11 protein-coding genes are annotated in these 11,040 nt (G+C 54.5%); 5 read left to right on the forward strand and 6 right to left on the reverse strand.

Annotated features, from left to right (window positions below; all coding sequences use genetic code 11):
- The coding region (locus tag VI895_09780; protein ID HLG20085.1) for a penicillin-binding transpeptidase domain-containing protein at positions 1–365 on the forward strand (365 nt) is incomplete at its 5' end.
- 1 nt (position 366) lies between these two features.
- Positions 367–918: a hypothetical protein gene (locus VI895_09785; protein HLG20086.1), complete on the forward strand. Its 552-nt coding sequence runs from the start codon at positions 367–369 to the stop codon at positions 916–918.
- 3 nt (positions 919–921) lie between these two features.
- Here the strand turns inward: VI895_09785 and VI895_09790 are convergent, their stop codons facing one another.
- From VI895_09790 to VI895_09800, 3 genes are all read right to left on the reverse strand, one after another.
- Positions 922–2,196 (reverse strand): HEAT repeat domain-containing protein, encoded by a 1,275-nt coding sequence (locus VI895_09790; protein HLG20087.1) that lies wholly within the window; start codon positions 2,194–2,196, stop codon positions 922–924.
- A 78-nt stretch (positions 2,197–2,274) separates the two neighbouring features.
- Positions 2,275–2,655 (reverse strand): hypothetical protein, encoded by a 381-nt coding sequence (locus VI895_09795; GenBank protein ID HLG20088.1) that lies wholly within the window; start codon positions 2,653–2,655, stop codon positions 2,275–2,277.
- Between the two features lie 7 nt (positions 2,656–2,662).
- Complete coding sequence (locus tag VI895_09800) at positions 2,663–3,511, reverse strand: hypothetical protein (GenBank protein HLG20089.1); 849 nt, start codon at positions 3,509–3,511, stop codon at positions 2,663–2,665.
- Positions 3,512–3,565: 54 nt separating this feature from the next.
- Between VI895_09800 and VI895_09805 the strand changes: the two genes are divergently transcribed.
- The 3 genes from VI895_09805 (at position 3,566) to VI895_09815 (ending at position 8,557) form a co-directional block, all read left to right on the forward strand.
- Positions 3,566–4,522 (forward strand): RluA family pseudouridine synthase, encoded by a 957-nt coding sequence (locus tag VI895_09805; GenBank protein HLG20090.1) that lies wholly within the window; start codon positions 3,566–3,568, stop codon positions 4,520–4,522.
- A gap of 338 nt (positions 4,523–4,860) precedes the next feature.
- Positions 4,861–7,584, forward strand: coding sequence for a pilus assembly PilX N-terminal domain-containing protein (locus VI895_09810; GenBank protein ID HLG20091.1), 2,724 nt, complete (start codon positions 4,861–4,863; stop codon positions 7,582–7,584).
- Positions 7,571–8,557, forward strand: a complete 987-nt coding sequence (locus tag VI895_09815; protein HLG20092.1) for a prepilin-type N-terminal cleavage/methylation domain-containing protein — start codon at positions 7,571–7,573, stop codon at positions 8,555–8,557. Before VI895_09810 ends, VI895_09815 begins: the two co-directional genes overlap by 14 nt.
- Here VI895_09815 and VI895_09820 read toward each other — a convergent pair.
- From VI895_09820 to VI895_09830, 3 genes are all read right to left on the reverse strand, one after another.
- On the reverse strand, positions 8,529–10,598 hold the full coding sequence (locus VI895_09820) for a transglycosylase SLT domain-containing protein (GenBank protein ID HLG20093.1): 2,070 nt from the start codon (positions 10,596–10,598) through the stop codon (positions 8,529–8,531). The genes VI895_09815 and VI895_09820 overlap by 29 nt on opposite strands.
- A gap of 6 nt (positions 10,599–10,604) precedes the next feature.
- A complete protein-coding gene (locus VI895_09825; protein ID HLG20094.1) occupies positions 10,605–10,877 on the reverse strand; it encodes a CopG family antitoxin in 273 nt (90 codons plus the stop codon).
- Positions 10,852–11,040 (reverse strand): BrnT family toxin (locus VI895_09830; protein HLG20095.1); only part of this gene is annotated, 189 nt, incomplete at its 5' end. The genes VI895_09825 and VI895_09830, both read right to left, overlap by 26 nt.

Here is an 11,040-nt window from a genome sequence, read left to right on the forward strand (position 1 = left end):
GCGTGTGGCGGAAGCCGATTACACCCACAACGGCCAAAGAACTTCGGAAAATGATGATTCAGACCGTCGCCGATGGAACGGCGCGAAAAGGTTTCCGGGGACGCGAGCGCGACAAAATCTTGCGGCTTTTGGAGGTCGGTGGGAAAACAGGGTCATTAACGGGGAAGAACCCACGCGGCAAGCACGAATGGTTCATCGGATACGCGCAAAGCCCCAACCGAAGGGTGGCGATCGGGATGGTGATCGTGAGCGAAACGAAATGGAAAGTCAGGCCCTCGGAACTCGCCAAAGAGATCTTCCATTATTATTTTTCTCCCCGCTTGGTCATGGAAGCGAACGCCCAACCACCTCTGTATGGCCCCTGAAATGAGCGAAAGAAAGCCCGGACTTTTCGGGCGGCGGTATCTGATCGATCCGCGATTTCAGATGAAGTACACGCTTCTCATCGTGGTTCTTTCCGCCGTGGTCTACGGAATTCTCGGCTACAAGCTTTATCAAAAGGATTTGGCCATCACACAAGTCTTGCAGATTCAAAACCTCGATCTGCAGGACATGGTGCGGACCCAGGACGCCTACATCCTTTATTATCTCGCCGGCTTTTTTCTGCTTCAGGTGATCAGCCTCGTTGTCCTGGGAATTCTGATCACGCACCGCATCGCCGGGCCGGTTTATCGCGTCCAACGGTATTTGGAGGAAATGGCGAAATCCGGTGATATCAAACCGATGGACAGCATTCGTTCCAAGGATGAATTCCACGAATTCTTTGAGTCCATTTCGGGCGTCATCAACATACTCAAAGCCAGAACGGACGTGCAGCGAAGCAAGCTTCATGAACTTCAACGGGCGATTTCGGAAGCCAAAAACGATCCCACCAAAATGGATCGTTGTCTTGAACTCAGCCGTTCGCTATTAAGCTGATGATTATTTTTTTGTGGCTTCCTGGCCGGCGAACTCGAACTTTTCGTCCTTCGGCGGCGTGAACGAAAACGTATATTGCATCTTCACATAGCGAACCGGGATTTGGGGGAACGGGATTTTCTGAACTTCGTCGACGATGCAATTTTGGATCGCGATGTCCTGGAGAGTGGCATTCTTGACCGACGCGTTCGAAACGCGGCCGCTGTTTAACACACGGAACTCGACCGTGACATTTCCGCGCAACTTCCGGTTTTTTCGAACGGCGTCGATATAACAACGATTGATCCTCGGCGTTTCTTCCCGAACCGCCTGTCGAAGCCGGCCGAGATCCGCAGGCTCGAAAATATAGGACGTCAACATCGTGGCGTCGAGGCGGAAGGTCCGCAATAATTGCTCATGTTCGATCAAGTGGACCGATCGATCCTCTCGGATCTCCGCCTGACTGGCGCGGAGGGTTGCGACGGCGACATCGACGGCCCGCGGGTTCACATTCTTTCGAAGATAATTTTTGTACGTTTCAGGCGTGACGACACCGGTCTGCATCCCGTAAAGGTCGACTTTGAGATTCACCCGATGCCAGTTGCCCTGGGGAATTCGCCCCGACTGCTGCAGTCCGATCAACGTCAGGCACTGCCGGCCGGCCTGCAAAACAGACGCATCGGGGTCTTTCGTGGCGGCGCGCTGGCAATCTATTTTCCCCTGAACAGAGCCGATTCGCCCGATGGCTTGCGCGGCCCGACTTCGAACATGCGCCGATCCGTCCTTCAACACCTGTCGCAGCGCGGGAAGGGCGCTGGCGTCACCCGTGACGCCGACCAGCCAAGCGGCCATGGCTCGGTCCCCGCGCTCGGGCGCACTCAGCATGTAATCGATCCAAGAAGAAAGGTGGATGGCCGGACGCAAATTCCAAAGCACGCGCTCCACAGCGAGCATTTCGCCCTGGGAAAGCAATTCCTCGTGCGCGAGTTCAAGAACCGGAGCGATGACACGATGGTCGGGGATTTGTCCGACGGCGTAGATCGTGGCTAAACGAACGGCGGGATGGTCTTCCCGCCGTAAAGCTCGGATCATCCAGTCGGCGACCGTACCGTCCGCGACTTTCCCGAGCGCATTAGCCGCCGCCATGCGGACCTTATAATCCGAGCCGTGCTCGAGTTCCCTCATGAGGTACTCGATTTTGGCGCTTCCCTCGAGCGAATGGCCCAATTGCGTGGCTGCGATCAAGATCGCGAGCGTAACGCCGAGAAGCGGAGGTAACGCCGGGAAACGAGAAAACATCGTTAAGGAGAATTCCTATTATGATATCGCGTTCGATTCCCTTCGGTCAATCGGGAACATAGAAAATACCAAGTAATTTTAAGCGGTTGTGGTGTCGTGCTCCTCATTTCCCTCTTCAATGTCCTGGCGATAAATGGTTTCCAACGCGTCGCATAGTTCCCTATACCTCGGCTCCTCACTTTTCAACCAAACTTCACGGACCGGCTCGTTTTCCGGGCGGATATCGAGGCCGCCGGATTCCTTGGAACGGATCACGTCCACCACGTACGGCGTGTGCTCCTCATCTTCGACGTACTGAAGCGTGATTCGATATCGGGCGCGAATCAGTTCTTGCGATCGGCTGTATCGAATCTTTTGCGTGCCGTTCTCATCCAGCAAGAAGCCGACCTGCATTCGGATCGTTTTGCCGCCGCGAAAAGGCACTTCGCGCAGACGATCCTTTTGAAGCGAAAACGGCAAGCGCTCACTAGTCGATGTCGGAATATCCGGTGAGCGTGATCGTCAGACCGATGATCAGTGTGCGCAGATTCGGTCCCGGGAGATAAGCGCTTTCCACCCGGAAAAAAGGACCCAAGTATGGTTTGAATAAAGCGTTCGGGAACCCGACCGTAAAATCAATTCCGGTACTCCAGCCGAAATGATTGCCGCCGAGAGCTCGAATATAAAGCGCATTGGCGTCGATCTGGCCGCGCAACATTTTCCAATTCAGGTACCGAACCACCGGGCCTCCGCCGACACTGTGTACGTCTTCGTCGTTCAAACGAATAAACGTGTAGGGAACATGGAGCCCCACCTCTTTTAGAATGAAGTAACTGACGTGCGCGCCGATCGCGAACGCCGAGCTGTCAAATCCCGCCGGGCGATCGGTAACATCGGCATAACCCGGACGGACGGCGAGAGAGACCTCCTTGAATTCAGAATACCAGCGCCCTCTCTCGGAGAGCATTTTTGGGCCTTCCTGTTCCGGTCGAAGTTTTTTCTCGGGCGGTCCTTCGATCGGCGGCGTGGCCGATTCCGTCGCTGCAGCGGCGCCGTCTGCGCCCGCGGCCCCTGCGGGGGTTTCCGGTTCGGGTTCGGACTCTTTGGTTTCCGTCTTCGGTTCCGGCGCCGCTTCTTCCTCCTCCGGCAGAGTTTCCTCTTCCACGTCATCCTCGGGTTCGGAATCGACTTCGACGTCGGTGTTTTCCTCCGTGAGCGTTGGTTTCGGTGCCGGAGTCGCCTTCTTTTGCTCCGCCGCAAAACTGAAACCGGGAGTCGGAACGGGAAAGGAGAAAGACAGAAACAGGGTGAAGGCCGCGGCGACCGTGAAACGCATTTCACTACTTTATAGCAGATTGCGTCCGAGGGCCATTCGCGTAGTGTGAGCGCGATGCCCGCCGAAGCGACATCGTGGGTGTTCCAGGGCACGTCTCCGCTTCGTCTGGATCGTTTTCTGGCCGATCAGTTGACCGGAATTTCTCGCTCCTACATTCAAGATCTGATCGTCCAGGGGATCGTACGTGTGAACGGAATCAAAGCTCGAAAAGGGCATCTGCTGAACGAAGGAGATCGGGTCGACATGGACTCTTTTGCGCGGCCGGAGGAGCGGGAGATCGAACCGAGTCCCGACATTCCCTTGCATATCCTCTGGCAGTCTTCCGATTTTCTTGTGGTCGATAAACCGGCGGGACTCCCCACTCATCCCAATGATTTTTCCGATCGGAACACTTTAGCCAATGCGTTGTTGGCCCGCTTTCCTGCGATTGGAAATGTCGGCGACGATCGCCTTCGTCCCGGAATCGTCCATCGGCTCGATACCGACACGTCAGGGCTGCTCCTGATTGCGCGCACGCAGGAAACGTTTCGTGTCTTACGCAAGCTGTTTGACGAGCGGAAAATTCAAAAAACCTATGTTGCGCTCGTTCTGGGAGACATCGAACAACCGGGTGAAATTCGGGCGCCGCTGGCCCATCACCCGAAGAACCCGCGAAAAATGGTGGCCGTCAAAGAGGGGACCGAAATCCGCTCGCGCCCACGAGACGCCCTGACATTATATGAACCGATCGAGCGTTTCGGCCTGTACACTCTTCTGAAGGTGCAAACCAAGAGCGGGCGAATGCACCAGATCCGTGTTCACTTGAGCTCGATCGGCCATCCTCTCGCAGGCGACCGTCTCTACCAAACTTCACAAGAGCGGTCTCGGGATTCTCTTGGAATGAAGAGGCATTTTCTTCACGCCACAGAAATCAAAGTACCGATTCCTTCGGATCCGTCGCCGCACTGCTTTGAAAACCCGGTGGCCGCAGAACTTCAGACCGTTCTGGAACAGTTGAGGCACCGGCCGTAACCTTCGTTCTGCTCGCTGGAATGGGAGTTCTTACTTCGGGAGTCCCGCAAGCAAGCGATGGAGGCAACGGTTAAGCATTACAATTCAATAGGTTAAATAAAATTTGAAATTCCAATTTTTGCGAACCGGGCACGAAAAAAATTGCACGCCCAATGGCTTGAAACAAAAGGGTTTTTGGCTGTTTCGCTGGCGGTTGAATTTGGTCCGCTGAAGCATGGCCCAAATCAGATCCGGCTGAAAATAAAAGACCTTCCTAACACATCGAATTTACAAGAAATCTTCATTGGTACGCGGGTTGCTCTTCTAAGGCTGTCTGTATGATGGGGATGCGCTCATTTATGCAATTCAGCTCACGCCGGAAAGCGCCCAATCGTGGAATGGCTCTCATGGTGGTGATTCTCGCGCTTGTGGTTATCACGGTGATCGGCGTGATGGCCCTCAAAGGCTCTATCCTCGGACAGAAAATCGCCGGAAACCGTTCGCAAAAAATGAGTCTGGATAATCTGGCCCGCTCGGCCCTGGAAATCATTCAGCAGCGGATGCACGACCGAATGAATCTACCCGCCAAGAGTCCCGACGGTGACGATTGGGATTGGGCGAACGACGAGCCGAAGAAATTTGTCGTCGCTGCGGATCACACGCCTCTCTGCGACGGAAGCGCAGCTCCAGGCTCGTGCCACGGCTGGTTGATTGGAGGGACCTGCTATCACGGATATCGGCTGCAGAATGCGGAGAATGTCGATTGCCAAGTCCAGGAGTACGCGGCTGATTTCAAATGGGAGGGGGAACAGAGTCCTGCCGTCGGCGTATTTAAACCTTGCCTCACTTCGAACAATTGCACTTCGGATGAAAGCAACCAGTGGACGGCAAAGTATGTTTCCGACACGCCCAGAACCTCCGGCGAAGTCGACATCTTGAATGACGGGATAAATGATTTTGGCCATCAGATTGAAGTACAAGTGGAGGCGTTCGATAGCAAGAGCGGCAAAAAGGTAGTCGTTCGAGCCGACATTTTGTTGGTCGCACCATCCCCTTCCGCGCCCGCAGCCATACCCATGTACGCGAACGTCATTTCACGAATGAGCTTGATGAGCGGCTTCATAAAGGGTTCCGTGGCGCAGATTCTCGATCCGGCGATGTTCCCGCACAAACATGCATCCGTCACCGGCGCGGATCTTGGGCCGGTTGATTCCTATTACTTCAATATCGGCGAATTCGGGATGCTCCATTGGAGTTGTAAGAAGCTGTTTTCGGGTCTCTTCGGTCAGCAAGACCCGTGTTTATCTCAGGCCACCGTTCTCCGCTTCGACCGCGAAACAAACAACGTCGCCTTGAATGCCTTCTACGCGAATATGCAGGTGGGAGGCGTCGTAACGAATCTTGAACTGGGTTCGCGGCTCTTCCCACAAGTTTCACCTCCTCCGGCTCCGGGTTTAGTCGTCGATGACGGCGACGGCGCGACGGGAGACACCAATAATGGTCCCCTCCCGGACGATGTCCTGATCAACCAGGATCCAACTGTGAATTCGATTTACAAAACCGCAATCGTTGGAAGGGATCGCTACGGCGCCATGCCAACGCCTGCGTTACAACGAATCGCTAACGGCACATTGGCAGCTACCGGAAACTGCATCGATCGAAATACAGGTACGACGGACGCGTTCACCCCTACAAACGTATTGGACAACGACGGAACCAGCGACCATATCGATCACTCAAACGTTGTTCTCAAACCCGATGCCGGGTGTTCGATCGAGGCTTCCGGAACTTTCGTCATTGATGGCGACCTCATCATCGCGGGGAATGGTCAAGGGGCCTTTAAGGCGCCAAGCGGAATTATGGATGCCACGCTTTTCGCGACCGGAAACATTTACATCTTGAACGATATCAATGTGGCGAACGGTCCGCCTGAAATCATAGCGCCATCGATTCCTGGGTCCGATCGGGCTTACCCGAACGGTTTTCGTCTGGCCGGTGGATGGCAGGCTAGCACCGGCTGTCCCCTAGGCGGCGTAGGCTGTGCCGTTGGAAGTGTCTTCGACAAGCTGGCTCTCATGGCGAACGGTCACATCATTGTCGGCAACCTGGCCAACAGCAATAATTTCGCTCATGCGATGACGTACGCTAATACCGAACTCAATTATTTCAACATCGATATGACGGGGGACGGAGTCGGCGATCTCATAGTGCCGGACGGCTATCGCCCAAGCTCGACGCCTCGGAATCTTGGAGGGAGCAGCTTTCAAGTCCAGCGAGACACATGTGCCGAACAGTCCAGCCGAGGATTTGAAGTTCACTGCAATACCCAAGCGATCGGTCTTTTGCCGGCCGGCTCGTCCCTGGTGGACCAAGTGTATAATTTCGCCTTCGCGGAGGAGTCAGGAACCGCGAGCCAAGCGGGCTATGGCTACGTCCGCAATTCATCGGACACAACGCCGGGCCCAGCCACCCCAGGGCGAGCGGTGGTGACGGATCCGGATTTCGAAAGTGGCCCGCCGATCAATGGGGCTCAGAGTGACCTGTTTCGGAATGGATGGATTTCAACGGATATGTTTCGTCAATTAGCCGGCGGAACGATAGTCCCAGCGAATCCGCAGCTTCAACATGATTCGTTTGATCCGGATTATGTCAACCGCGCACATTACATTGCCGCGAAGCTCTATGCCGGCGGAACAATTCTGGGACTGGGGAGTTTTGATGACAAATATAACCTGCCATCTGGGGTACCGAATCCGGACAGCCCTACGGGTGCTAATTTCTATTCGAATACATCGAATAATCGCAGTCTGGATTTGCTGAAAAGGGTGACGGACACCGGCCGCTACGATCAGCGCTGTACGAGTGCCGCTCCGGGCGACATTCCTTATTTGTCACCGACAGCGAGCGGCACGCGGCCTTCGGGAATCGATATCTTCGGAGGTGTTTACGCACCCTACATCAACATACTGTCAACCAGCGGTCTTTGTGTGTATCGCGACAATCGCGAAGTTGAATTGGGAGAGGCACCGATCTTGGTCATTCCGGGCCCGGCTTACCAGGAGGATATTCTTGCGCGTCCATAAAAAACGCCAGAGCGGTTTCGGATTGATAGAGCTCATGATCTCTCTTCTGGTTCTGACGATTGTTTTGCTCGGAGCCTACAAATTTATGAACCGGGTTTCGCGTGTCACGGCCCAAACGTTGAAGACGACCGACAAATCGCGTGAAACGACGGCGTTGCAGCTTAAGCTCAATCGAATGTTGCGAAACTTGGGTTTCAATCCGGGAGTGGTTCCCTATGTCGTGGACCCCGCCGATCCGCTCCGTTGGGATAAGCGGATTGGCGTTACGATGATCAGCGCTATAGAACTCGACTACACGTCGAATGACAACGTTCTTCAGGAGGGCTGTACTCCGTCCAATTCTGCTTGCAAGAACGACGTTGTTCAAGACTCGGAAAAATACGAACTGTGGATCGCCTCCGATCCGGCAAATCCTGTGAGTAGCAAAATCACCGGGTCCGGATCGGGAACGTTTCTGGCCAAACTGGACCAGTCTGCGGATCAATTGTGCACACCTGTAGCCAACGAGAAATTCGATCAGCGTTATGTTCTCGTGGGAAGAACAAAAGCTTCCTCCACATCGATGTTCGCCGATCCGACCGTACCGGTGATATTAGAAGATAAAGTTCTTTGTATGGAAATCCGATACTTCACACGGGGTGATACGGCCAACGGAGAAAAGCCGTGGGAACGACTTTGGTCAGGTTCCACAGTTGGGCCACCGACATATCCCTATCAACCGCCGATTTACGCTAACAACGGAACTCCATCCGAGGGAGATTACTTCAAGTTTTTGCGCGATCGCGTCCAAAAAATTGAGATAGGCCTCTTGTTGGAAGTGGGAACGGATCAGTTGAAAGAGCGTGACGCAGCTAATGTAAACCCACTGACCGGCGATTTCCGAAAGACCGATCGACTCATATTTGAGACAAAGATTGCAAACCAGCCTTGGCTTCAATCGTATACTACGGGGAAGCTTCCGGGGCGGGGATAGGCGAGGGGGCGAGATCGTTCGTCCCGTTGGTCGGTTTCTTTTCCTCTAAAAGGGGTAGTCGAATTTTCACTCCCGCATGCGGAGGCGTGGAAAAGATTTTCGGGTTCAAACGTTTGAGCAGCCAAATGGGAGTTTCCTGGTCTTTTGAAATCGTCCAGACACTATCCCCGGCTTTGAGCTCGTATTCTTCCTCCCCGACGATGTTGTAATGCTGATGAAATTCGGTTTCCAGGACCTGATGGTATTCGATCCGCTGGCGTTCGAATTCTTTCTTTTCTTCGTCGTTGCGGACCGGAATCCGAATCTCCTGGCCGATCAGGACATCTTTGCTCGATTTGATTCCATTGAGCGTTCGAAGCGGTTGTGTCCGGCTTAGTTTGAGCCATTCGGCGAAGTGGCCGAGCGTTTCCTCGGCTTCGATACGGATCGTATAGATGGTTTTGTCCTTCTCTTTTTTCTCCGTCACAAAAAGATCTTCATCGATGCCGAAGGTCTCTCCAATCTCTTCCGTCGACAGCGGAGCGGTTTGCGGGATCGACGGTTCAAGCGCAGCCACTTGCGCAGCCGGAGAGGGCGAAGGCGATGGTGTCGGGTTGGGCGTTGCGACCGCCGCTACGACAGTTCCCGCGCTGGCCGGTGCCGGCTGCGGTTTCTTCCCGGGGACCGAGACAATCTGGCCGATTCGGACCATCGGGCGGTGACCCAGGTCGTTGGCGTCGATAAAATCCGCGCAGGAAACGCCGAATGTTCTGGCGATACCGCAGGGGGTGTCGCCCCGTTCCACACGATACGATTCGGCGCTGAATTCAAGCTGCTCGGCCGGCAATGCGTTGAGCGAGGCGACGAGAACGTCCCAATTCTTGCCGCTCTTGGGGAGGCGGAGTTCGTAGTCCTTCGGAATCAGTCGGCGGCCTTTCCACACGCGGCGAGTCAGTGAAGGATTCAGCTCTTTGATTGTCTGGGGATCGAGGCCTAGATGGTCGGACAGGCGCTGCACGGAAACCGCCTGGCTCATCCGGCCAGTTTCATACGAAAGGGGTGGATCGTAATGGACTCCCGGGAAATACATTTGTGCGTATTTCGCCACGTGCCGAGCGGCGAGAAATGTCGAATAAAAGTTTTTCACCGCGGTGCGAAATCTTCGGCCGCTGTAATCAGTAAGCACTTTGATGTAGTCGGGACCGATTTGTTTCAGAGCGCGGCGCATTCCGACCGTGCCGTAGTTATAGGACGTGATGACGAACGGGCCGAGGGAAACGTCGTTCTTTTCCGTGAACGAGGCTTCGACGATGGCGTGCATCTCGTCGTAGGAATCTTTGAAGTACCGAATCGCGCCTTTGGTGGCGAGGATCGGATCGAATCGCTCGTCGATCGTGTCGTTCAGTTTGAGGCCCAACAGTCGCGCGGTTCTCGGCATGATCTGCCAAAGCCCCGCCGCGCCTACGCGGGAATATGCGCGCGGATCGTAGGACGATTCAACGAAAGGAAGGTATTGGATATCTTCCGGGAGTTTCGCTTCCCGCAAAGCGGCTGTGATCAGGTCCCGATAGGCCCCATATCTCCGAAGGCCCTCCAAGAATCGGTCCCGATTCCCCTGCTGACAGCGGATGTTGTCGGCCGCATCCCGAATCTCCTGCGGTGTTGCCCCGTCAAACAAACCGACGAAATGCAACTCGTCTTCATTCCAGTTGTTTCCGCTCCCCCAGCGATCGGCGATTGAGAGAAGTATGGTGCGAATTCGTTGCCGCTCGTTTTTGATCGCGGCGGGTTCGCGCCGCCGCGTGCACGAGGCCGTCGATGTCAGGACGGAATAGACCCGATGTGGTTGGTCGGTGTCGTGAAAAACGACCTGGTCGGTCCCAAACTTGTGAAAAACGTCGACCCAGAAATCCACGCGCCGAGCGATTTCCTTCGGGCAGGGAAAGGCCGGATCGGAAGCCAGCGGATGCTCTTCTAAGAGATGGTGAGCCGATGCGGTCTCCGAGAATCCGCCGAAAAGAAGTACGATCGACGCGAGAATCTTTATGTTAGCGATCCTCAAGTCCCATTACGCGAGTTTTTCCTTCAGCCGTTCCACGGATTGGGCCAGAAATAGTTTGATCAAGGCTTGATATGGAACGTCACGTTGGGATCCGATGGCTCGGATCTTGTTGAGGAGGTGCGTGGGCAGACGGATGGAAATGACTTGCGTAGGCGGCGATTTGGGAAGCTTAAGTCCCAGGTCCTGAAGCTTAAGCGGCTTCGACGGATCGATCATTTCGGACGTGTCGAATTCGTCGTAATCCGTGATGGGTTTAAGTTTTTTCTTTTCTCTCTTCATAAATCTTCCGTTCTTTTCTTGAAGCCGTTCGTGCGCTGATGATGCGGATCTTTGACGCTCGCAGGGCAAACGCCGTCATCAAGACCCTTCCTTCCAAGCTTCTTCCGTACAAAATATATCGCCTTTCGTTACCGGAAGAATGACGGGTGTCTTCGAACACGGC

The organism is Bdellovibrionota bacterium (assembly GCA_035292885.1).
Taxonomy (GTDB): domain Bacteria; phylum Bdellovibrionota_G; class JALEGL01; order JALEGL01; family DATDPG01; genus DATDPG01.

Bases quoted from the DNA above. Each gene is read 5' to 3' on its own strand.
- VI895_09785 (HLG20086.1), top strand. From the start codon at position 367: ATGAGCGAAAGAAAGCCCGGACTTTTCGGGCGGCGGTATCTGATCGAT.
- VI895_09790 (HLG20087.1), bottom strand. From the start codon at position 2,196: ATGTTTTCTCGTTTCCCGGCGTTACCTCCGCTTCTCGGCGTTACGCTC.
- VI895_09800 (HLG20089.1), bottom strand. From the start codon at position 3,511: ATGCGTTTCACGGTCGCCGCGGCCTTCACCCTGTTTCTGTCTTTCTCC.
- VI895_09805 (HLG20090.1), top strand. From the start codon at position 3,566: ATGCCCGCCGAAGCGACATCGTGGGTGTTCCAGGGCACGTCTCCGCTT.
- VI895_09810 (HLG20091.1), top strand. From the start codon at position 4,861: ATGCAATTCAGCTCACGCCGGAAAGCGCCCAATCGTGGAATGGCTCTC.
- VI895_09825 (HLG20094.1), bottom strand. From the start codon at position 10,877: ATGAAGAGAGAAAAGAAAAAACTTAAACCCATCACGGATTACGACGAA.